Source organism: Pseudoalteromonas sp. NZS127_1 (assembly GCF_015864295.1).
In the GTDB taxonomy this organism is placed as follows: Bacteria; Pseudomonadota; Gammaproteobacteria; order Enterobacterales; family Alteromonadaceae; genus Pseudoalteromonas; species Pseudoalteromonas arctica.
Map to the genome: position 1 here is coordinate 132395 of NZ_JADYXO010000004.1, position 25220 is coordinate 157614.

Below are 25220 nucleotides of genomic sequence, written 5' to 3' on the forward strand. Positions count from 1 at the left end.
TTTACATAAGCTTGTCAGCTTAGGTGTTCACTAGGGTCTGTTGTTCTTTGCGGATTAAAATTTGTTCAAACTAGAGGCTATTTAATCACGGCGCGAGATTTGTTACCTAGTGGGCTCGGTAACTGCTCCTGCGTTACTCTACTGGCTTACATCCATGTAAGAATAAGTAAAACCCGAGCAACAAAGAGTAAATAGCCTCTAGGAAGTACCCTTTGGGCAGCGTCTGTTTGGCATTAATGCTACGTTATCGCCTATTTATGGGGAACAACCACACTACTTAGGCTCTGCCTTGCCTAAATACCAAACAGACTGCTGCAAATTTAACCTTGAAAGATCAACAGACTCTAGTATTAGGAACAACGAACAAAAATGCAACAACTTATTATCATTTAGGGAAGAGAAGAAACTTATTTCATACTGATTAATGAGTTAATAGAGGTATAGTTGTTATATTTGAAATTATTAGATGGGTTTCAAGGGGTATATTGAGGGTAGTAAGATTAAAGCGGATACCATTGAAAGTGCCCGCTTTAGAATAAGGACGAAGCTAATCTAACCGTTAGCTTTAAGTTCACTGGTAAATTGCCCAATCGCATTTACAACTTCTTGTGCACCTTGTTGGATCTCTTGCATCACTTCACCAGATTCTTTAGATAACGCCAAGCCTTGCTCTGCCTTCTCTTTACCTTTTTCTATTACAGCCACCGTATTTTGGGTTTGTGATTGGTTGCGCTGTACAACTTCTACAATTTCTTCTGTTGCTTTTGAGGTACGCGATGCAAGCAATCGCACTTCATCTGCAACCACAGCAAAGCCTCGCCCCTGCTCGCCAGCTCTTGCCGCTTCAATTGCGGCATTTAATGCTAATAAATTTGTTTGCTCAGCAATACTACTAATGCTTTGTACAATACTCGATATTTGTTGCGACTGCTGATCAAGCGCTGAAATTTCATTTGCAGCTTGCTCCATGTTAATAGCCAGCTCAGTCATTACTGCGACTGTATCTTGTATAACGCTCGCGCCTTGCTCTGCTTTTTTATCAGTTTGGGTTGAGGTGCTATAAGCAATTTCGGCAGCTTGTGATATCGCAATTTCTTGATTTACTTGATCAGTGATAACAGTTGCAAACTTCATCACTTTATAAAGCTCATTCGCGTCATTTGAGATTGGGTTATATGACGCTTCTAGCCAAACAATGTTGCCATGTTTATCTACACGCTTAAAACGCTCAGCAATAAACTTACCTTCTCTTAATTTAGCCCAAAATTGCAGATACTCTTGGGAGTTATACTCTGAAGCCTCACAAAACGTACGGTGATGTTTACCTAGTATTTCACTTTCTTGATAACCCATTGCAGCTAAAAACTGATCATTTGCTTTTAAGACATGGCCCTCTAAATCAAATTCAATTACCGCCATAGAGCGATATATCGCTTTAATAGTATCGCTTTGCTCGCGAGAAGCCGTAATTGTTTTTGTAAGTACACTTCCGAATATAGAAAAATAGAGCAACTGATCTTGCTCCCCTTTTACTGGATGTACTATTAAACGTAACCATTCAGCTTTACCATCGCTGCGCATAACTTGCAATGCACCGCCCCAATGCCCTTCTTTTTTAATAGCTTGCTGTAGGCTTTTAAATTCTGAAGATTGACGAGACGAATCTGTAATAAAATCGTCAAAAGAATTATTAGTTAGATCATCTTCACTGTAGCCTAGGTTTTCTAAAAACTTATCATTGGCGTGCGAAATTCGGCCATCATAAAGAATGTTTAGTACTAACATCTCTCGGTAAAGCCCTTCCCATACTTGTTGTAATGGGTAAAGTTCAGCTTTTAGAGAAGCTATTTCGTTTTGTTTATTTTTAGAAAAAAACATTAATATCCCTACTAATACATTCGATATGAAATGAAATTAATTTTATTATAGAAGATATTATTTATAACGCGATAAATAATAAGAGCTTTAATTACTAGATTCAGAAAGTTTTAAAATAGCCAATACATAAACACTGGTATCTGCAAATATGTGGATACATCAATAAAATAACTTCTATGTCCCAGCAGAACCTTTAATTCTCAAACTTTAATCTTTCATACAATCCAGACGCTCTCGATACGCTTTTATTTATTGCTAATTGCAGCACTTTTTTGTCAGCCACCAGCTCAAACTTATTTTTAGCGCGGGTTATTCCCGTATACACTAATTGCCTGTTAATACCCATGCGCGCTTGTTTTAGCGGTGGCAGTACCATGGCTGTGTAGCTAAACTCTGAGCCTTGTGATTTATGAATAGTCATTACATATACTTTATCGTGTGCAGGGAGTCGTGCTGGCGAAAATGCTCGTTGATTACCTTGCTCGTCAATAAATATGGCTTTGAGCTGATTACTTTCATCGGGCATTAAAATACCAATATCACCGTTAAATAACTTAAGTTGATAATCGTTTTGGCTCACCATAATAGGCATACCCGTGTAGTGGTGAGTATTAGGACTTACGGTAATTAAACCTTGCTGTTGCAACACGCGCTCTATTCGTTGATTTAAGCTATTAACGCCGTAATCGCCCTCTCGCACTGCAGCTAAAAGCTGATAACTAGCAAAAGCAGTATGCACCTTTGCAACATCTGCACCTTGGGCTATTAAGTTAAGGTATTTTGCATAATGACTTGCTGCACTTTTAACGAGCTTTTCAATCGGTTTTGCTACAAAGTCGTAATCTAAAATTACATCGTTAAAACGCCCTTCACTACTTTCTTGCTCTACGTAATTTAAAATACCGGTGTTATTGGTGTTTACCGCAAGTGCTAGTTGACCAATACCGCTTTGTGCGTCAAATCGATAACTGTGCTGTAAAAAGGCAATGCAATCTGCAAGTTTAAATTCACTCACGCTTTGCGATACGAGTTTAGGTTTATTATTAAAACATAAACTATTTAGCTCATCACAACGTGCTTGCGAGTAGCTTGGCGTTTGCCCAAGTGTTAAACCTTGGCATAAATCGCTCATTACGCTGCCGGTATCTACCGAGGCAAGCTGATCTTTATCACCTAGGAGTATTAATCGCGCGTGCGCAGGAAGTGCTTCTATTAATTTAGCCATCAGCGATAAATCGACCATACTGGCTTCATCAATAATTAGTACATCTAAATGCAGCGGATTACTTTTGTTATGTCTAAATTTATTAGTAAACGGTTTTACGCCCAATAAGCGATGAATCGTTTGAGCGCTTTGCGGGATCAGCGCTTTTATATCATCAGGAATCGTTGTGAGCTTATTTTTAGCGCCCAAAATAGACTCACTTAAACGTGCAGCGGCTTTACCTGTAGGGGCCACCAGCTTAATACTAAGGGGCGCGGTTTTATAAAGCGACTGCAAAATAGCCAGCAACTTAGTCACTGTGGTAGTTTTACCTGTACCTGGGCCACCCGTGATCACACTAAAGCCTTTGGTGGCCGCAATCGCACACGCCACTTTTTGCCAATCAGTTTCAATTGTTGAATCAGCAGGAAAATAGGTATTTAAAAGTTCAGCCAATACTTCATTATTAATATTGAGCTTTCGCTCGCTCATGCTTAATAGTCTATCCGCGAGTGTTTGCTCATAACCGGCAAGGCGCGCAAAATAAAGTCGCTCGTTAAACAGCTGCAGTGGTTTATTTTCGCCCACGCTTTCATGGCTTTGTAAATAATTAAGCGCCGTATGTACGTTAAAGTCATCACTAAACGGGCTTAGCGTACTGGGTACATTGCCATCGAGTTTATTAAAGTCGCTTTTGCGCAAATTAAAAGGATTACTCCAATCAACTTCACTTAAGGTTAGGCAGCTATGCTGGCTTTGCTGCGATAAGCACAGCAATAAAATAATATAAAACAGTTCATTGTGAGTTTTCTCAATGTCATTAGCACACAGTAATTCAGCGAGCTTCACATCAACTACACGCAGTCGGTTTTGCGCTAATAAATACTCAAGTAACGGGACTTCGGTAATCGTATTATTTAACACAATATCCTCTAATGGGGCATCTTGTGCTACATTTTTTGAAGTAAGAGGCTCTGCGGCTTCATTATTAAGTGTCTCGTCTATATCGTCAAACAAGCCAGGTTGCTCATTTAAATCGCTCATAGCATAGCTCCTTGGCTAAATAAGCCATCTAAAATAATCACTTGTTCTTCAGTTAGCTTTTTAAAGTACACGCCTTGCCCTGTCGGCATTCCACGTAAAAACGTGTAATACACGCCGCCTAAATGGGTTTCTATCGAGTAATCAGCTATACGTTGTTTTAATAAACGATGCAGCGCTACCGTGTAGATTAAATACTGTAAATGATACTGATGACTGCTCATCGCTTGCTCAAGCATATCGCCTTCGTAATCAGCTGGCGTACTGCCTAAATAATTAGACTTATAATCTAAAATATAATATTTACCTTGGTAGCAAAATATTAAATCGACGAAGCCTTTTAACAAGCCTTTTACTTGTGAAAATTCAAGCTTACTTTGCGTAAAGCCAAAATGTTTCACCAGCATTTCGTTTAGCTTAGGTGCACTTAAGCTCTCAAGTGGTAAATTAAATTCCATTTCGACTAGGCAATCATTGGGTGTAAGCACACCCAATGAAAGAAGGCTGTTTTCTAGAGAGCTTTTATCTAGGGGGCACGCAAGAACATCAAGCACCCATTTTTCAGCCACTTCTCGCCATTGCTCACCTATGTGGTATTTTTCAAGGCTGCGCTTAACTACCTCAGATAAGTTTTGCTCGGAATTAGTTGGGTGAACTATTGGGCTAATAAAATCTATTTGTTCAAATATTTCGTGTAAACAGCTACCCGGCTTTGGCCCTTTAGGAAAACTATAAGGTGATGGCAGTTCGTCCTCTTGCACTGCAAACTCGTCTTTTTCGTGATCTTCATCACTTCGCCCTGGGGCTAATTGGTCGCTGTGCTTTTTAAAGCTCAACGCACTAAAGCTGGTTGCTCGCCAGTTACGTTCAATATTTGCTGTTACTCTATTAACACTTAATGTTTGCTGCGCAATTTTACTATTACTAAAACAAAGCTTTCCCTGTTCTAATAACGTTTGCGAGGTAAATTGCTGATAGCTCATCGCGCTATTAGCGTCGCAAAACTCACTTAAATGCGTGCGCCATGTTTGGCTACTGGCAAGCTCAAGCCCTGCAAATAAAACATGCCCAAGTGCACTACTTTGCATAGCCAAGCGGCTACTTTGTCCTTGCCCAATGTTATAAACACCAAGCGCACAAAAATGTACGGCGCGAGTAAGCGCTACATAAAGCAGGCGTAAATCTTCAGCTAGGCGTTCTTGCTCTGCTTTTTGCAGGGCATCTTCGTCTTTACTTAAATCGTAAACTAGCTTGCCGTTATTGTGATAAAGCGCTTCTTTTGTTTCGCGATAGCCACTGGCAAACGGCATAAATACCAGTGGGTATTCAAGCCCTTTTGAGGCGTGCATAGTGACTATTTTAACTAAGTTGGCGTCGCTTTCTAGGCGTACTTGCACGGTTTCGCCATCTTGTTGGCTTACCTTTTGAGCAAACCAGCGCAGTAAACGCAGCGTACCTTCAAGCTCTATTTGTTTTTGCTGAAGTATTTCACCCAAATGCCTAAAATCGGTTAACCAACGCTCAACGTTATACCCTAACCCTTGCCATTTAGCGCTAAGCTGATTGTGGCTCATTAAGCGCTCAAGCATTGCCATAGCACCTTGCTTGTTCCAAATGTGGCTAAGCTGTGCAAAAAAGTTTAAGTAGTCTTGCCATTTATTTTCATCATCAGCGAGTGCGTGTATTTCGTTATAACTTAAACAAAATAACGGGCCAGCTAAAACACCGCGCAGCAATGACTCGTCATATTGACCATGCAGCGCTGTTAAAAAGTTAAGTAAGTGATGGCTAAGCTCTTGGCTAAAAACGCTCTCGCGCGATAAATACACGCTGGCAATTTTGGCATCATCTAGCGCTTTTTTCATTATTTGCGCTTCAACACGGTCACGCACTAATATACAAATATCAGCAGCGCTTACAGGGGTACTGCCAATGCACGCGTCCCCCTGTTTTGCTTTTTCAAGCAGGGTCACTATTTTATTAGCAAAGTGAGTGGCTAAATGCGCTTGCCCTACACCTTTGTTAGTTGGTTTGTTTTTTTCGTCTGCGGCTTCATCTACAAATACATTAAATTCGAATGCGGTAGCGGGTTTGCCATCAATTAAAAAAGAGTCATCCGCTTTTTTGCCTTTAGCAGCCACTGCGTTAAACGGTATGGCGTCGTTATAAATAAAGCTGTTAGCGTGTTTGCCAAATAAACTATTAACGCTATTGACTATATCGGTGCTTGAGCGAAAGTTAGTACCCAGCGTAAATTGCTGATCAATCAGTACAGCTTCTTTTGCGCCAATGTACGTAAAAATATCTGCGCCCCTAAAGCCATAAATAGCCTGCTTGGGGTCGCCTATCATGGCAAGCGTGGTATTTTGTTGCCCATAAATTTCACTAAAAATACCGTACTGAATCGGATCGGTATCTTGGAATTCATCAATCATGGCAACCGGAAACAACTGCGCAATTTTTTGTGCTAGTACGTCGCCTTGCTCATTGTTAAGCGCGCTGTGTAAATTGGTCAGTAAATCATCGGGGGTGATCACACTTTGCTCTTGCTTACGCTTAACTATTGCAGCTTTTACCCAACGTGCTGCATGTTGTACAACCGCTATTTTTAGCCCTTGGTTTATGGTGTTATTAAGTGCGGCAAGCTCATCAAATTGACTCAGTAATGGATGCGTAAATAACGTTCCATTTTTTTTATACCAGCTTGCATTTGATAAATTTTCTGTAGTCCATACTTCAAACGAATACTTGCTAGTACCAAATTCAAAAAAGAGATCTCCACCTCCAATAAAATCGGCTAAACCAGCCATGCTATTTTTATGCGCAGGAGTTTTACCCTTACTTAAATCTGATGCTTGTATTGCTCCTATAAACTCTTGCTCTAATACTGCTTTTTTAAATGCAGGTACACGGGTTATGTATTCATCGCGTGCTTTCCATACATCATCTAAGTTTATTTGTGGTGTAATGTGCGCATTAGCTTTGTTTAAAATGCTCGCCACTTGAGCGAATAAAGTCTCGGGTGCGGCAAATACATCTAAAATAGCATCGGTGCGTTCTTTGTTTAGTGGGTATACAAATGCGCGCCAAAAATCTTTAATGGTTTCGAGTAATATGTCGCGCTCATCTAAAATAAATTCGAGATTAAACGCCACACCCGACTCAAACGCATGTTGTTTTAGCATCCGCTGACAAAAGCCATGAATGGTAAAAATAGCGGCTTCGTCCATTGATTTAGCAGCTGCATCGAGTAAATCAAACGCGCGGTGCTTATCATCAATTTTGGCAATTACGCCTTCAATGAGTTCGTCATTTGGGTCTTGCCCAAGCAATGCGTCGCGCGCAGCAATAATTCGGCTGCGTACGCGGTCTTTAATTTCTTGGGTGGCGGCGTCGGTAAAGGTTACTACCAAAATTTGCTCAACACTGAGCGGCGTATTTAACTCACCTTCTATTTGCATACCTAGTAAGTAACGTAAATACAGCCCCGTAATTGTATAAGTTTTACCAGTACCCGCACTGGCTTCTATTAAACTTTGACCAATGAGCGGCATAGTAAGAGGATTAAGCGCTTGCATGGTCACTCTCCTTTGCGTGTTCAAATAAAGGCGTGAGCAATTTATCACTCCATTTTATAAATTCTTCTTGGCAGTCATTTAGCGATTGCACCGTTAAGCGAATATACGGGTTTTCTCCCTCGCCTCGCCCTATGTATTGCGGGCTAAATTTGCTCATTGCTTTTATTATATCGCCGCCGCTTTTAACGTACTCATAACCACTTACCGGAAAAAATGGCACAGGCACTGCGCGCAGTGCTTTGTATAACTCAAACCAATCAAGCAGCAATGCATCGGCATCAGCTTTATTAATTGGCGCAAAGGTAATTTGCTTATCGAGCCCAAGTAACAATGTTTCTACTTGTTGATCCATACTTTGCGCTGCGAGGTGATAAATAAAGCCTTTAATTAAATCTTTCGCTTTAATACTCGCACTGCGGTAAAACACTTGTTTTTGCAAATACACATGATTGAGCCAGCCCTCTATTTTGGTGCCTTCAATGGTAAGCAAAACTTCTATTGGCTCACTTTTTCCGCCTTTAATGTGCTCTTTTACTTGCCCTGCAAGCGCATCAACTCGGTGCTCCATACTTTCAAATATGAGGCTGCCTACATTGGCTTGAGGTAACTCACCCCGCTGCAGTATTTGCTCGGTACTCAGTGGTTGCTCGTTTATATTGGCTTTAAGTATTTCATCAAGATAAAAATAGCGGCGCAGTGCATCTAAGCTAAATGGCTCTTCGTCTTTTGCTACTTCGTTAAATTGTGGTAGGCGTAAACCCAATGTTTGTTGATAAAAGCTCTCTTGTGCACTGCACACACTTCTAATAAACACATCTAGATCTAACTGCTCTGGCACAGTCACATCAAGTGCAATAACCGGCTGTGGTTTAATTGACTCACTTGGCAGCCAAATTGGATTGTAACTGTGGTTGCTCAGCACCGTATTGGCTTGCTCATCGGCTAAATAATAATGGCTATTAAAGGGCTGTAAATGCTGCTGGTTGATTAAACATTCGGGCAGTGCTTTTTCGCTTTTTTCGCTTAATACAAAGCTGCGCCCTATGTATTCTAACAGCTCGCTTACAAGGGTTGATGGCATGCGCGGTTGGTTATCAAAACACGAGCGACCAATGTAACTCATGTATAAGTTGTCGCGGGCACTCAGTAGCGCTTCTAAAAATAAGTAGCGGTCATCTAATTTACGTGATCGGTCACCTTTTTGCTTTTTAGAATACGGCACCAAGTCAAAACCAATAGGCTGTACGTTACGCGGATAGTCGGCATCGTTTAAGCCCAGCATACATACCACTTTAAATGGTACTGCACGCATTGGCATCAAAGTACAAAAATTGACTTGGCCTACTAAAAAACGCTGTCCTACGCCTTTTTCTTGAATACCTTGTTTAATTAAGTAACTTACAATACGCTGCGAAACCGCCTTGCTGTAATCGCCGTTGTCGTGGTGTTTTTGTAACTCTTCGAGCACGTTTTGCAGCACTAATAAATCCCAGCTGTCGTCGCTTTCACTTTCGTATATGGCGTTTAATAGCTCGCTTAAAATGTGCGCTTTATTAGTGAGTGTATCGTCGGGCGTTAGCTGCTCTTTAAAGCTTTGCAGTACATCAATAAAGTGCACGAGCTTATTGAGTGTATCGAGCGCCATGCCTTCTACTTCGTCAGCGCTGTAAATACCGTTAAACGGGCATTGTTCGTCGCGCATAGCAATACCAAGCAGTAAACGGTTAAGCCCATGTTGCCAGGTATTTAAATCGATAGCGGGTAAATCAAAGCTGCTTTTATGCGCTGCGTTTATACCCCATTTAACCCCAACACGTTCAAGCCAGTATTGAATTTGCTCGTATTCGTGCGCTTCAAGCCCAAATTTTTCGGCTATTTGCGTAACTTGTAATAAATCGAGAATATCCGACACACCAAAGCGCGAAAACGGTAAGTTAGCTAAACTCGCAAATGAGCTAAGGACAGGCTTTTCTTGCTCTATGGCTAAATCGGCCAATGCGTAAGGAATAAAGCGGCTGCCTTGTGCTCCACCAAATACGGCTTCAATGTAAGGGCTGTAAGTGCCTACATCGGGCATCATGACAATTATGTCTTTGGGGGTAAGCGCTGGGTTTTGATTAAATAAGTTAAGTAAGTAGTCGTGCAAGCGCTCAACTTCTCTGAGCGGTGTATGGCAATCGCTGAGCGTAATGCTGGTGTCGGTTGCGCTGATTGGTAATTTACCTTCGTCGTTTATAAACCACTCTTTGTTATCGGTCAGCGATTCACCTTTAAACGCAAGCTGATAAATCTCGCTTTGTACTTGCCCTAGTAACGTGTCGTCAAACACATCAATAAAGCCATCAATCCAACGGGCATCTAGCTGTACAAGTTGTTCAAAGTAGTCGCGACCTAATTTACCCCACGACGATAACAATGGATTACCAATAAAGTAGTATTCTTCGTCTGGATTGGTTTGTTTTTTTTGTTGCGCTTCCACCAGCGGCATTTTGGCGTATTTAGCGCTTATTTTAGCTGCTGTTTTTTCATCTATAATATCGCCCCAGTAATGCTCACTCGGGTTAAAAAAGAATAATATAACCTCTGTTTTTTTACTCAGTGCTTCAAACACCTCAAGCTGGGAGCTGGCAATCGCCGATATACCAAATAAGCTAATGCGTTGTGGCAGTAAGCTATTGTCCATAGTCTCAAGTGCAGCAAGTAGCTGCCCTTGCATATTAGCGCGATGAAATTGGCTCTGCCCAAGTTCTTGGCTTAGTTTTACAATGCGTCGCCATAAGTCAGGTTGCCATGGGGCAATGGCTACATCTACATCATCAAGCTCATCTTTGCCACTATCCCATGTGGCTATCCAGTGCGGTCGGTACATTAAATATTGGTCGTACACATCGGCTATTTTTTCGCATAGCGCAAAGGTTTTTTGCCCGTCAATATCGCCCTCTAAATAGGTTTTTAGCGGTAAATAAAGCGGTTCATCAATGCAGGTTGGTAAAATTGCAAACAATTTCCAAGCAAGGTTGGGCTTATTAAATGCCGACTCTTTAGGGACATTTGGCAGTAATTGCTGATACAACTGCCAAATAAAGCTCGACGGCAGCGGAAAATCGACCTGCGCCGCAACCCCTAAGTTTTCGCTCAAACCTATTTTTAACCACTGCGACATACCCGGCGATTGCACTAGCACTACTTCTTTATCGAACGGGCTTTGCAATGGGTTTACTTTTAACAGCTGGTGGAACTGCGCTTGCAGGGCTTCCATCCGGTTTGATTGAATAATATTTAGCATATAACACTGACCTTGCTTGAGATAAAACCAGTGTAAGATATTTTCAATATTAGGGGTAGCGCAAACGGGTAATTGGCTTTAATAAATCAGAGAGTTAAGAACTAACTTACAGATTTTATACGCACAGCATCTATTTTATATACTGTGCGTAGTAGTGAGTTTATTTATAAGGGCTAATACTTGATAAACTAAAGTCACTTTGCATTATTACTTCGCCATCAATGCCTTTTAATTTAAGTGAAATAGTGGGGTCAATTTGCTGCCAGTCTATGCTTAAATCACCATAATTTACGTTATGAGTAAAATTCCCTACTCGGTGTTTGTTAGGGCTTACATCTTTCCACTTTTCAGTTAAGCCAGAGCTGGTCATCTCAATTAATGGGTAATCAAGGTTTTGCTGATACTTTGATATTTCACCCCAGTGCGTATCGCCGCTGATGATCACTACCCCATTTACCTTATGCTTTTTAATCAATGCAAATAAACGGTTTCTATCTTCAGGAAAGTTTGCCCATGACTCCCAACCTGTAAAATCGGGTAAAAGCTGTAAGCTTGAGGCAATCAATTTTATTGCAGCAGGCTTTTTAAGCTCTTGTTCAAGCCATTGCCACTGGGCTTCACCTAGCATTGATGCGCCCTTTACTTCACTAGGACTATATGGGCCTTGGTTATTTAACTTACGCTTAGTGTCGTATTCAAGCTCGCTTACATGGTTTAGCGCATCACGGTTCCAACGTAAATCAGGCATTATTATTTGTATGGTTTGCTCATTTTCACCATACATGTACGAGGTATAAATTCCATCAGGACGAGTGCGACGTGCTGAGTTTGCAGGTTCATCCCAAAAATTAAGCATAATTTGGCGTGATTGCTCTTTATGCGGATACTCTTTACCTGCATCGTTTTGGCCATAATCGTGGTCATCCCACATGGCAATGATAGGCGTTTGCGCTTTCAAGATTTTAAAACCCGCCTTTGCCCCTAAACGTTGGTATTTATCGGCAAGTATATCCATATCGTTGGTATCGCCGTAAATATTGTCACCCAAAAATATAAACAAATCCCCCTGCTCTTTGTTAATTGTATTAAATATGGGTATGTTTTTATCTTGATGCCCACACGAACCAAACAGGATTTTAGATGGCGCGGCAGTAACACTTGCGCTAATAACCAAACTCAGCGCCAAGGCAGATAGGGTTAATGGTTTTAATAGGTTCTTCATTTTAAAATCTCGCTAATAGCTGGCGCCATATTTGAATTTATTTCATTTGGATTCTGCCCAAGAGCCTTTAAAACGGTCGCTGCTATTTGTACTTGTTTAAGCTCATTTTTAGTTTTAATTAAGCCACTACCTTTTATTGCGGGGCCGATGGCTGCAAGCCAAATATGTTCAGAGCCGACAATTCCTTCTGGGTAGGTATTTTCACCTAACTCTAGCTCAGCAAGTGCACGTTTAGAGCTGTGATGTTGCCAATCATTGGCATTATTGCCACGGCCGTGATCAGTAGTAATAATTAGTGTGGTGTTATTTTTATAACCCGCTGTAGTTTGAATAGTTGCCCATAAGTCTTTTATAAAAGCGTCACTTTGCCTTGCCGATTTAAGGTATTGTTCGTAATGACCATCATGCGCAAAGTCATCGGTTTCGCCTAAACTTATCACCAACAACTTAGGCTTTTTAGCCAACATATACGCTTTAGCAAAGCGATATGTAAAACTGTCTAGTCGTACGTTATACCAAGGACTGGGGATTTCACTTTGTAGCGCATTTAACAGCGGCGCATCGGTGAATAAATTCTCTTCAATTGACATAAAACCTGCATTTACATACACGTTACTGCGCTTAGTATTTACAATGTATGGGAATACATCCCAACTACCAAATAAGGCTGTGCTACCTTTAAACTCAGGTAACTTATCTAAACGCTCTAAAATAGTTTTATTTGGGTTGAGCACTTTGTTGTTACTATTTATACTTTCGTCAACTTCACCGGTGAGTATTTCGTTGTAACCAGGGTATGAAAAATACCACGGGTTACTTACCGACATAGTAGAGCCGTTAGCTCTATCGCCAATTATAATCCCTTTTTTAGCCACTACTTGCGTTAAAAAAGGCATAAGTAATTGCTGGCGCTCATTTGCTGTTTTTGCCCAAAATTGGGTCTTTAATTGCTCAGGCTTTTTAACAAAATCAGTATTATTAATTAAGCTATTATCAGCCCCATTAAATACTTCTTGCCAGCGTACCCCGTCAAGCGTTACCAGCACTACATTTTGCGCTGCTGTTGCAAAGCTGCTCGCTAATACACTTAAGCTAAATAGTGTTACTTTTATAATTGTTTTCATCGCGTTTGCGCCCTTTCATATAATAAAGCCCATCAATGATGGGCTATATTTTAATTCAATTACTAAAACCTAATTAAAAGTCAGCGGTCAATGTAACTGCCGCAGTGCGAGGCGCACCAATGTAATAAGTAGAGCCGTTACCGGTACCACCTGCTAAGTAGCTTTTGTCAGTAACATTATAAACAACAAACGATACGTCAATGGCTTTAAACGGGCCTGCATCTACGTCAGTTGAATAACCTGCATTAAAATCAAGTACGGTGTAGCCGTCTACTTTATTACGCGTGCGAGTGTCTTCGTCTTGCCATGCACCTAAACGCTCGCCGGTGTATTTAGCCGATAAACCAACACGAAAGCCATCGCTAAAGTAATCGGTAGATACCACAAATAAATCCTCTGATGAATCTATTATGCTGTCGCCTTTTCTAAAGCTTGGTGCGACCTCATTACCACTTTCATCTTTTAATATTACACCCTGTGAATCGTATGCATTTGGATCATCGGATGAATACTCAGAACTGCTATTAGTATACGACGAGTACACGCTCCAGCTTGGTGTTAACATATAGCTTGCTGCAAGCTCGAGCCCATTTGAGTCAATACCCCCTACATTTACGTACGAGCCATTTGTGCCAATCGTGTAATCAATGCCGTCTGTGCCACTACCAGGCGCAATAAAGGTAATGCGGTTATCAAACTTAACACTGTAAGCCGTTGCTGTAAGGGTTAATCTGTCGGCTTGGTAACGTACACCAAAGTCGATGTTGTCGGCAGTTTCTGGCTCTATGTTTGTAAGTGTTGAGCTATCTCGCTCAAGTACACCGTCTTTTATTGCTGAAAAATTCTCGCTATAACTGGCAAATAATTCTGTGCTGTTATTTAGCTGATACAATACACCCCCGCTAAATAACACGTCTGAGTCGCTATCTACTTTATCTGATCTTTCGTTAGCAAAGTGGTCGTACTTTTGTAATTCAACTAAATACTGTTTTGCACCAATATTTAACGTTAAGTCACCAAAATTAATCGAGTCTTGTAGGTACCATTTGAATGTATCGGTATCAAAGGTGTTTTTGTATTGTGTCCAGTAAGGCGTGCTATCAAAGTGATGATAAATACGCGCATCAATTACTTTGTGCCAATCACGCGACTCGTCACGCTCGCTTTGCTCATACCAAAAGCCCGCTTCTATATCGTGATCACCAAATGTAGCTTGGTAATTTGCCGTTACACCTAAGCGATCTTTGTTGTAATGCGTATGGCGGTAAGACATAACCGGCGTTGCTGTTGCATCGTAACACGCAGGATTTAAACCAGGACCCGACTCCCATGGCCAGCTCAAACTTTGCGTACAATCGGCATTTGGTGCAAGCGGGTTGCCCTCACTATCAGCAAAACCATAAGAGCCTGCATTAGTGCCGCCCTCGGTTGTTGGTTCGCCATTTTCATCAACAGGCGTTGTTAAATAAGGTGGGATCCAATCGCCGCGACCTGAATTTTTATGATAATAAGGACTAACGGTTAATAATGAAGTTGGCGAAATCGCGTATTCAAATTTTAAATAGCCTAAGGTATTTTCACGAAGCGTTCCCCAACCTTCTGCAAACATTTGGTCAAAATGCGGAACTCCTGTCCAATTCCATGTTAGCTGATCCCAATCGGGTGTTTGTTCAAACTGCTCAAGGCTTACGCTGTTATAATTCGTCTCGCTTACATCGTCGTAAGATAAACGACCAGTGAGCGTTAAATCTTCAAAATTAGATACAAACTTAAGCTCTGCATGTTGATTGTCTTTACCCCCATTACTGCCTGAGCCAATCCAGCGGCTTGTATCTGTTTGCGAGTAACTTACGTACGCTTGTGTGTTATCAAAAACAGTGCCTGTTTCGTGTTTAAAGTAATAACGCGTGGCATCGTGACTCCCTGAGGTATACGCAAAGGTAGTGCCTTTTTCAAGGCTTGGGTCTTTACTTACAAAGTTAAATGTCCCGCCTAGTGCTTCAAGTGAAGCCGACTTAATATCAGACGTACCTTGACCTACTTCAACCGTTGCAAGGTTTTCGCTATCTAGGTAACGGTTAGCTTTAGCACCACCGCCATAATTAGAGCCACCATTGGGAATGCCATCAACGGTCATACCTAATTGTTGTTGGTTTCCATCAATACTAAAACCACGCATGGTGATTGTAGTAGACCAATCGTCGCCACCAAATGCATCACCTTCATTTATGCTAATACCCGGTAAATTATCAATAACCGATAATATGCTCGATACCGAACTTTGTTGCTCAAGCATTGCAGGCTCAATAACATTATTAGCGTAGCTCGTTGGTTTAGCAACCACGGTTACTTCTTCTATGGTGTTGTCGTTAGCATAACTAGATGTTGATACAGCCATGGCAATTGCCATGCTCAAAAGCGATTTGTTTTTTAAAGCGTACATTGTTGTCCCGTTTGATTTTAATTATGAAATATGAAAACGCGGACAGTATGAATTTTAAATATGACAACGAGGATGAACTTTATTTACATAAAAATTAAACAAATATGGAAGATTTATGGCGGGAATATGTACAAAAAAAGACACCCAAAGGTTTAACTTTGGGTGTCTTAATTATTTTCTAGAACTTATTACAAATAGTAATTTATTTCAATTGTGCAAGCATTTCATCGCTGTATGGTACTAACTCTTCACCGTTTGCAATTTTGCTAATGTAATCTGGGTTTGCAATAAGTGGGCGACCAATAGCGATTAAGTCAAACTTAGCATCGTTAATAGCCTCTTTTGCTGACTCAAAACTATAACTACCCACACCTACTAATGTACCTTTGTAGCCTGCACGTAAAAATTCAGAGATGCTTTTGCCTTCAAGCGAGTCAAAGCGCATGCTATCGTCAAAAATACCGCCGTGTAAGTACGCTAATTCTCTGCTTTCAAGTTCTGTTAATAAGTAATCAAATACCGCTTTATCGCGACTATCTTCGCTCATATTAAAGTAAGCACCCGGTGTTAATCTAAGTGCAGTACGATCACTGCCTACAGCAGCAATAACCGCATCGGTTACTTCTAGTGCAAAACGCGACATGTTTTCAGGCGTTTGACCATATTCGTCGCTGCGTGTATTTGCAGCGTAATGTAAAAATTGGTCAACTAAATAACCGTTAGCACCGTGAATCTCTACCCCATCAAAGCCTGCTTCAATTGCGTTTTCAGCAGCTTTTACGAAATCAGCAACTAGACTTTTAATATCATCAGTAGTGGCTGCTTTTGGTGTGATGTATGTAAGCTCACGCATACGAGGGACAGAGCCTTCAACGCCAATTGCTGATGGAGCAAGTACATCGCCATCAAAAAAGTGAGGGTGTGCAACACGGCCAACATGCCATAGCTGTGCAAACATTTTGCCGCCATTAGCGTGCACTGCATCAGTTACTTTTTTCCAACCTTGAATTTGCTCGCTGGTAAATAAACCCGGAGTATTTGGGTAACCTTGTCCATCTGGACGAATAATAGTTGCTTCACTAATAATTAAACCGGTTTCGGCACGGCGAGCATAATATTCAACCATATCTTGTGTTGGCACTAAGTTATCGTCAGCCATACAACGCGTTAATGGTGCCATAAGTACGCGGTTTTTAAGCTCAATCGTGTTATTTAATTTAAACGGAGCAAGTAGATCAGTTGTCATTTTTCAATCCTTCATTAAGTATATGCTTACTACAATGTGGCCTTTTTACAAACATTCAAGCTTATTTTTGAATGATCGCTCAAATTAGTGAGGAACTATACTGATCAATCTACAAATTAGATCTGCATTGCTGAAATTAAATAGCAACTTTTCAACACTCTGTCATATAACTCGATATACTTGTGTGCATATAATTTAGATATACTAGGGCGTGTTGATCTTTGGTGGGTGAATTTGCAGCAGTATGTTTGGTTTTTAGGCAGGGCAGAGCCTATGTAGTGTGGTTATTCCCCATAAATAGGCGATAACGCAGCATAAAGACCAAACATGCGCTGCCCAAAGGGTTCTTTCTAGGGACGATTAACTCTTTGTTGCTCGGTTTTTACTTAGCCCACTAGGTTACAAACCTCGCGCCGCGATTTAATCGCCCCTAGATTGAACAAATTTCAATCCACAAAGGTCAACACGCCCTAATATCAATAGTAATTAAGAGTGAGCTAATTATGACAACGCCAAATTTAAGCGAAGAACACGCAGTAATTTTAGGACTTGGAGCAAAAAAACGCCTAGCCTATATGTTCGAAACCGTACAACAGTTCAAGCAAGTATGGATTTTAAACGATGATGATGGCTGCGTTATGCTTGCCAACGAAGATGACGACTGTGTGCCAGTTTGGCCAACTCGCGAATTTGCAGAAGCATGGGCAACTGGCGAATGGGCTGGCTGCAGCGCTAAAGCAATCCCACTTGCTGACTGGTTTAGTCGCTGGACACCGGGTCTTGAGGAAGATGACTTACTTATTGCTGCCTTCCCTACAGAGGAAGATGATGGCACGATATTGTTTTCAGATGAGTTTGAAAAACAATTAAAAGCGCCAAAGCAAAAATATTAAGGTTCAAAGCCTAAATACTCAGAGTTCTAAAATTTATAAACGCGGCACTTAATTTAGTAGCCGCGTTTTTATTGGCAATATCTAAAATTCAAATAAGCCTGTGTAATTGCATCTGGATTTTCTACTTGCGGATAATGCCCAAGCTCTACAAACTCTTGTACGCGCGCATTGGGAATAAGCTTTTTATAGTGCTCAATCATATGCTTACCAGAGATGGGGTCTTCTGCGTCTGCTATAAACGTAAGTGGTATATTGCTATTTATGATGGCACCAACCCAGCGTGCTCGGTTTTGCTGCCTCTGCTTTATATAACTAATGAGTTTGGGCATTACGGCTAAGCCATCTTTATAAATTAGCAGCTCCAAAAGTGTGTCTACCACTTGTTTTGAAGGCGGTGTACTTTTACCAAAAATAGTAAGTAGATTATTGGCAAATTTTTGTTTATTCATTAATTTTGGCACTATCCAACCTAGCTTTGAAAGTAAAAGCTTTTGTATAAATAATGGTTTATGCACTTCAGGAAATAACCCACCATTTAAAAAGCACACACTGTTTATTTTAAAGTCACTTTGGCTAACGACTTGCCTTGCTAATAACTCTTGAGCCACAGTATCGCCATAGTCATGAGCTAAAATATGTATATCATTAATATTTAACGTTTTTAAAAATTGAGTATATAAGTCGGCTTGTTCAGTAATTTTATAGCCTGCATTTTTAGGTTTATCTGACAAACCAAAACCTAGCATATCGAGTGTAATTACAAAATAATGTTCACTAAGGGTTTGCCACATACCTTCCCAGTCCCAACTAGCACTTGGAAAGCCATGTATTAAAAGCAGCGCAGGCTTAGTTATATCACCAGCTGTTTTAGTAAAAATTTGATGGCCACTAATTTGAGTAAATTGACCCTGTGATTGCCACTGTTGAAGAGAAAACATATATTAGCTTAATTTTTATTATTGATTTGTTAGTTTTATCATAAAGATAATGAAAAAAGGAAACAAAACCAATGCATAAAATTTGCATTGCCTTATTAAAAGTCATGTTAAAATTTAATAGTGTAATCTACATAAACTCGATGGTCAGCTCTATCGCCTTTAACACCATCAACACTGCCTGATTTTTCGGTTGTATAATCTACAAATAACCAACGTAAGCTTAAGCCTTTTATTTTCTCAACTTTATAGCGAGTATCTACAGCCCAATATTTTTCGTCGGCTGTACCGCCTAACTTACCCAACGCAGAGTTTTCAGCATCGCTGCCGTCTGTGTAGTAAAATTTAGTTGTTAAGCCAGGCGATACTGCTTTCAAATCAATTCCTAAACGAGCTTGCCATGATGTTTCATTTTGATTTGTTAAATCGGCACCAATTAATGAGCGAGTTGGAAATGGGTTTGTACCATGGTCGCCACTGAAATTATCTTCAATCCAAGCATCACTTACTTTAGTAAATGCCGCACCTACACTCCAAATATCTTTTTTCCAATCAGCATCTAGGTAATAGGCAAACCCATCGTTTTCACTTTTGGTTAAACCTGTTAATGCACCAGGTGCATCTTCATCATCTAAATCACCACCCTCTGCGCCTGTTACAAATAAATCGCCATCATCTTGTGAGGTAAATATGCCAGTTGAAAGGGTTAACTTACTTTGCTCAAGCTTAATGTCGTAACTGATTTTTAACCCGATTTTACTTAAATAATTGTGTGAATTTAAATATTCAGCCTCTAATATTAGATTGTCTTTTTTATGCGTAGCACCTACGCCCCAAATTACGCTAATAGCACCAGTTGCCGATTGATCGGTAGAAAAGTCTTCCCATCTATCATCGTGTCGACGGCTCCATTTATCGTAAACGTAACCGTATAATTTAGTGTTACCAATTTTGTAATCGCCAAAAACGCCTCTAAAAGTATTAGGAATAGCCCGACTCCCAGAGCTTTTAAGCAACATACTTTTGGTTTTTTGCCCACCTACTTTAACGTGACCATTGTTGCCCAATTTAAAATCTAAAAAATATTGTCCAAATTTAGAAAAGCTATCGTCAACTCCACCGCTCTCATTACCTGCTGGCAAAATATTACCTGCGGCTGAACCCGTAGAATTAATATCCATCACGGTGTAAGTCGATACACCCACACTCACTAAATCGTTTATATAACCAGATGTGTAATTGAGCTCTATACCTTGAGCAAAAGTTGAATCGTCACTTGCGTCGTTATCGTAGTCACGGTCAAAATAAATTGATCTAAGTTTTATATTAAATTCATCTTGTTCTGTCAGCCCATTAACAGCGGCATACGAAGGAATAGAAATACATGTTAATACTGCGCCTGTTGCCGCAAGTAATTTAGATACTCGGTGAGCCATAGTTATCTCCGTTACCTTGTTTTGTTTAAGTTTTAACTGTGCAGTGCATAGCAGCATGTATTTTTTCGACCTACACGGTAAACATGTCATAAGGTAATTACATTTTAAGTAATCACGTTTTCTTTCACGCTACTAAAATATAGAACAATATAAGTTTTTAATGTTTTAATTTTCATATTATAAAATATTAAGTGTTTGTTTTGTTTCGGATGAATTATAAAAGTAAGGTGAGCATCGTCTCTTGCTCGCTCGAACCTATACCGATAGTTCCCTTTAAAAGCGTCATAATATTGGTTAAATTTTACTTTATTTAAACTTAACAAAGTAAAGTTATAAGCAAAAACTAAAAGCTATCCGTTGTTTTTTGAGCACCTAATATTCACTAAAAAATCGATAAATATAAAAATCAGCACCTTTAGCTAATACTTTTGTTGTTCGCTATAAAGTAGCAAAAAACATAAAAATTATTATATTTATATACATGTTCGTCTTATCTTGGTGAGTAAAATCAACTTTTTATATTACATCCACTCTAAACCTTTATAAAATATATATATTCTAATTAATAACAAAGTTGTATCCTGAATAATAAGTGCTATATTTATTTCGATGATAAAACAGATATACTGTCAGTATATTAATAATAAAGGATGAGTTAATGTTTTCAGGACGACCGGTTAGTAAAAGGTTATTAATCTCGGTGCTTACTCATGCTATTTTTTTCATCAGTGGTATTGTATTAACTTACTTTGCCCACGCTGCACATCAAGATGCTGTTAATAACAAAATAAATGAAGCCCTCAACAACCGCCTTTCTTCACTCTCAACAGGCGTTACTAGCAGATTCGACTTATATAAATATGGGCTATACGGTTTAAAAGGATTTATACACGGCATTGGCGTTAATAATTTAAGCTACCAAACAATTTCTAATTACTCTAACAGTCGCAACTACGCCCAAGAATTCCCTGGAGCAAATGGTATTGGCTTTATAAGAAAAGTGAATGCCGAAAACTTAGCTCAATTCTTAAAAACTGCAAAATCCGATCGGCCTAACCAAATATTCGAACTAAATAAACTAGCTAACGAAAGTGATGAGCACTTTATTATTCAGTACATATTTCCTGAGCAAAGTAATTCACGGGCTCTAGGACTCGATATTGCATCGGAAAGTACACGTAAAAAAGCAGCATTAAATTCTGCAATTAATAACCAAGTTCAATTATCGGCGCCTATTACGTTAATCCAAGCGGATAACAAATCGAAACAAGGCTTTTTAATTTTACTACCAGTTTATAAAAATATTATTATTCCAACTGATAAAACCCAGCGTTTAGAGCAATTAATTGGATGGACTTACTCCCCTTTATTAATAAACAATATTTTAGACTCTCTTTCCCAAGCTGATGAAAATAAGCTAGTCATTAGCGACATAGGTAACAACGTTAAAACTGACTTTTTTAGCTACGGCATTAAAAGCAACTCGGCTGATTATCAGTTAAATAAAGTAATTAAAGTGATGGGAAGAACATGGGAAATCACACTTAGTGCTTCAGACACATTTATTGAATCACTACACTTGCCGAGTAAATATCAAGCTATTGTCAATGGTGTTTTTTATACCCTTATTTGTATGTTTATAACTTTAATAATTCAGCTGTTTTTTTACCGTAGAGCACAAAGAACACAGCAAAGAATTATCAAAGCTAAACAAAATAAGCATATGCTGCAGCAAACAAATTTAAAATTAGAAAAAGAAGTAAAATTACGCACTAAAGAAATTGCTGATATAAGTATGCTTCAACAAAGTATTTTAAACAGTGCCAGTTACTCTATTATTGCGACCGACATAAATGGCTTAATTACTTTATTTAATCCCGCCTCTGAAAAGTTATTAGGCTATAGAGCAAAAGACGTTATTGGAATTGAAAATCCGGGTATTTTTCATTTAAAAGAAGAAATTATAAAAAAAGCCAAACAGCTTAGTGCAGAGTTAAATGAACCTGTTTTCCCTGGTTTTGAAGTGTTTATCTTAAAAGCAACTTCTACAGAGCCTGATATCAATCAGTGGACATACATTTCTTCTACAGGCGAGCACATACAAGTTAATATAAGTGTTACCTCTTTATTAAATAACGAAAATGAAATTGTTGGCTATTTGGGTGTAGCATACGATTTGACCGAACAAATTAATCACGAACAAGCTCTCGGACATGCTAAAGAATTAGCTGAACAGGCATCACAAGCTAAATCTGAATTTTTAGCAAATATGAGTCACGAAATACGCACACCTATGAATGGCATACTAGGTACATTACAGTTACTGCAAGAGCAGCCATTGAATGAAAAATCAAAAGAGTATTTAAAAAAATCACTTTATTCGACCCGCTCACTCACCACTATTATTAATGATATCCTCGACTTTTCTAAAATTGAAGCTGGGAAGCTTTCATTAGAATATAAATCATTCGACCTTTTTGAACTTATTCACCACTTAGAGTCTGATCTTGGCCTGCAAGCCAGTGATAAAAATATATACCTTAAATTTATAATTAATATTGAGCATAAGTATTGGGTGGGCGACCCCGTTAGACTCAGACAGATATTTTTAAACCTAATATCTAATGCGATTAAGTTTACGTCGCAGGGTGGCGTTACAGTAACGTTTAGGCTAACCGACGAAAATAAAATATGTTGTTGTATATCAGACACCGGAATTGGAATTTCTGAGCAGGCTATAGAGCGATTGTTTGAGCGCTTTGAACAAGCAGAGCAATCAACTACGCGTGAATATGGCGGTACAGGTCTTGGCTTACCTATTACTAAATCATTAATAGGTTTAATGAATGGCGAAATTAAAGTAACAAGCCAATTAGATTCAGGTAGTCAGTTTTATGTGTACTTACCATTAAAACAAGCACAGATTGATGAAAGTACATTAATAACAAAAAATGTTGAGCTTCCTGACCTATCTGGAAAAACTATTTTATTAGCTGAAGATAATAAAATAAATCAGCTTGTTGCATCTGCGATGCTTGAGCCTACAAAAGCCACCATTATTATTGCCAACAATGGGTTAGAAGCAATCTCATTATACGAGTCACACAAGCCAGACATTATCTTTATGGACATTCAAATGCCGAAAATGGATGGTCTTCAGGCATGTAAAAAAATTAAGGCGCTTAATAACGAACAAATTGTTATCGCGTTAACCGCTAATGTTTTTACAGAGCAAAAAGAAATATACAGACAGTTATTTGATGGTTACGTTTCTAAGCCAATTGAAAAACATGAGCTTGTAAGCATGTTATCAACACTCTATTTAGTTAATAGTTAGTCATTACGGAGGCATTAAAAAACCCAGTTACTAATACCTTTCGATATTAGTAACTGGGTTCTAAGAATAATGGTGGAGGGAGAGGGATTCGAACCCTCGTTAGGGATAAACCTAAACACACTTTCCAGGCGTGCGCCTTCAGCCACTCAGCCATCCCTCCACAGTGCTGCAATTGTGTAATGCAACAGCGCGCTATAGTATGAAATAGACCCTTAAGGTGCAAGGCATTTTTAAATATGAGCCTTTAAATGCTTACTTATCAAGCAATAGCTTATATATAGGCACAAAAAACGGCTAAATCTTAGACCTAACCGTTTTAATTTATACTTTTAAAATTACTTAGCCATGCTCGCAGTAAATTCAAGCATGCGATTTAAGGATTTAAGTGCGCCTTCGCGTAAATCCATATCAACGAATACTTCTTTACCTTTAGGGCTTATGAGGGCTTCCTCAATCGCTTTTAAGCCATTCATTGCCATCCAAGGGCAATGTGCGCAACTTTTACATGAAGCGCCCTCACCTGCCGTTGGAGCCGCAAAAAACTCTTTATCTGGACATAGTTGCTGCATTTTATAAAAGATGCCGCGATCTGTTGCTACAATAAACTTTTTATTGTCCATTGTTTGCGCAGCTTTAATTAATTGGCTCGTAGATCCAACCGAATCGGCAAGTGCAACAATTTCTGCTGGTGACTCAGGATGAACTAATACGCCTGCATCTGGGTGTAGCGCCTTCATATCTTTTAAGGCTTTAGTTTTAAATTCGTCATGTACGATACATGCACCATTCCACATAAGCATATCAGCACCGGTATTTTTTTGAATATAACTACCAAGGTGCTTATCTGGGCCCCAAATGATTTTTTCGCCTTGCTCATCAAGGTGCTCTACTATTTCAAGTGCACATGATGAGGTTACAATCCAATCTGCACGCGCCTTAACTGCGGTAGAGGTGTTTGCATACACAACCACTTTACGGTCAGGGTGCTCATCACAAAACGCTGAGAACTCGTCTATCGGGCAACCAATATCTAGCGAACACGTCGCTTCAAGCGTTGGCATAACAACCGTTTTATTTGGCGTTAAAATTTTGGCTGTTTCGCCCATAAATTTCACGCCCGCGACGATGATCATATCTGCATCATGACGTGCACCAAAACGTGCCATTTCTAGCGAATCGGCAACGCAGCCGCCGGTTTCTTCTGCAAGTGCTTGAATTTCAGGATCGGTATAATAATGTGCAACAAGTACTGCATTTTTATCTTTTAGTAATTGTTTTATACGCGCTTTATATTCGCCTTGCTCGTCATTTGTTAACGGTGCTGGCTTAGGGGGGAAAATATAACCTTCAGGCATAATAGTTTGAGCTAGACTCATGTTCTCGACCACTTATCTACAGTGCATTAATTAGGGCGAATTATACGAGAATATAAACATAAATAACAGCAAACTAGTTAAGCTGTTTATAAAAAATAGAATGGGAATTTAAAAAAGAATATAAAGGAAAGTATTAGAGAGTGGTGGGTCATGATGGATTTGAACCATCGACCAATTGATTAAAAGTCAACTGCTCTACCAACTGAGCTAATGACCCGTCT

Annotated in this window: 13 protein-coding genes and 2 tRNA genes; 2 read left to right on the top strand and 13 right to left on the bottom strand. The window is 39.6% G+C overall.

All coding sequences use genetic code 11. The features are described 5' to 3' along the window. Positions 1-552: 552 nt before the first annotated feature. From I6F50_RS06095 to I6F50_RS06130, 8 genes are all read right to left on the bottom strand, one after another. Positions 553-1878 (bottom strand): PAS domain-containing methyl-accepting chemotaxis protein, encoded by a 1326-nt coding sequence (locus tag I6F50_RS06095; protein ID WP_007585625.1) that lies wholly within the window; start codon positions 1876-1878, stop codon positions 553-555. Between the two features lie 193 nt (positions 1879-2071). Continuing rightward, the gene (recD, locus tag I6F50_RS06100) at positions 2072-4126 is read right to left on the bottom strand and encodes an exodeoxyribonuclease V subunit alpha (RefSeq protein WP_197175615.1); all 2055 of its coding nucleotides are present in this window, start codon (positions 4124-4126) and stop codon (positions 2072-2074) included. Further along, positions 4123-7701 (bottom strand): exodeoxyribonuclease V subunit beta, encoded by a 3579-nt coding sequence (gene recB / locus I6F50_RS06105; RefSeq protein ID WP_197175617.1) that lies wholly within the window; start codon positions 7699-7701, stop codon positions 4123-4125. The genes recD and recB overlap by 4 nt, the downstream gene beginning before the upstream one ends. Continuing rightward, entirely contained in the window at positions 7688-10987 is a 3300-nt protein-coding gene (recC, locus tag I6F50_RS06110) for an exodeoxyribonuclease V subunit gamma (RefSeq protein ID WP_197175618.1), read from the bottom strand. The genes recB and recC overlap by 14 nt, the downstream gene beginning before the upstream one ends. Before the next feature lie 160 nt (positions 10988-11147). Further along, positions 11148-12209 (bottom strand): alkaline phosphatase D family protein, encoded by a 1062-nt coding sequence (locus I6F50_RS06115; RefSeq protein WP_165728840.1) that lies wholly within the window; start codon positions 12207-12209, stop codon positions 11148-11150. Beyond that, positions 12206-13333: an alkaline phosphatase family protein gene (locus I6F50_RS06120; protein WP_197175628.1), complete on the bottom strand. Its 1128-nt coding sequence runs from the start codon at positions 13331-13333 to the stop codon at positions 12206-12208. Before I6F50_RS06120 ends, I6F50_RS06115 begins: the two co-directional genes overlap by 4 nt. A 73-nt stretch (positions 13334-13406) precedes the next feature. After that, entirely contained in the window at positions 13407-15776 is a 2370-nt protein-coding gene (locus tag I6F50_RS06125) for a TonB-dependent receptor (protein ID WP_197175636.1), read from the bottom strand. Positions 15777-15978: 202 nt separating this feature from the next. Beyond that, on the bottom strand, positions 15979-17022 hold the full coding sequence (locus I6F50_RS06130) for an alkene reductase (RefSeq protein ID WP_197175637.1): 1044 nt from the start codon (positions 17020-17022) through the stop codon (positions 15979-15981). A gap of 503 nt (positions 17023-17525) precedes the next feature. Between I6F50_RS06130 and I6F50_RS06135 the strand changes: the two genes are divergently transcribed. Continuing rightward, positions 17526-17915, top strand: a complete 390-nt coding sequence (locus tag I6F50_RS06135) for a DUF2750 domain-containing protein (RefSeq protein WP_007585609.1) — start codon at positions 17526-17528, stop codon at positions 17913-17915. A 68-nt stretch (positions 17916-17983) separates the two neighbouring features. Here the strand turns inward: I6F50_RS06135 and I6F50_RS06140 are convergent, their stop codons facing one another. Beyond that, positions 17984-18853, bottom strand: a complete 870-nt coding sequence (locus I6F50_RS06140) for an alpha/beta fold hydrolase (protein WP_197175638.1) — start codon at positions 18851-18853, stop codon at positions 17984-17986. 107 nt (positions 18854-18960) lie between these two features. Continuing rightward, positions 18961-20286 (bottom strand): OprD family outer membrane porin, encoded by a 1326-nt coding sequence (locus I6F50_RS06145; RefSeq protein WP_165726146.1) that lies wholly within the window; start codon positions 20284-20286, stop codon positions 18961-18963. A 658-nt stretch (positions 20287-20944) separates the two neighbouring features. On the opposite strand from I6F50_RS06145, the gene I6F50_RS06150 reads away from it, so the two are divergent. Then, complete coding sequence (locus I6F50_RS06150) at positions 20945-23623, top strand: CHASE domain-containing protein (protein ID WP_197119453.1); 2679 nt, start codon at positions 20945-20947, stop codon at positions 23621-23623. Between the two features lie 70 nt (positions 23624-23693). Here the strand turns inward: I6F50_RS06150 and I6F50_RS06155 are convergent. The 3 genes from I6F50_RS06155 to I6F50_RS06165 form a co-directional block, all read right to left on the bottom strand. Beyond that, positions 23694-23783, bottom strand: a tRNA-Ser gene (locus tag I6F50_RS06155). 175 nt (positions 23784-23958) lie between these two features. After that, the gene (gene nadA / locus I6F50_RS06160; protein ID WP_007580396.1) at positions 23959-24999 is read right to left on the bottom strand and encodes a quinolinate synthase NadA; all 1041 of its coding nucleotides are present in this window, start codon (positions 24997-24999) and stop codon (positions 23959-23961) included. A gap of 141 nt (positions 25000-25140) precedes the next feature. Further along, positions 25141-25216 (bottom strand) — tRNA-Lys (locus I6F50_RS06165). Positions 25217-25220 lie beyond the last annotated feature (4 nt).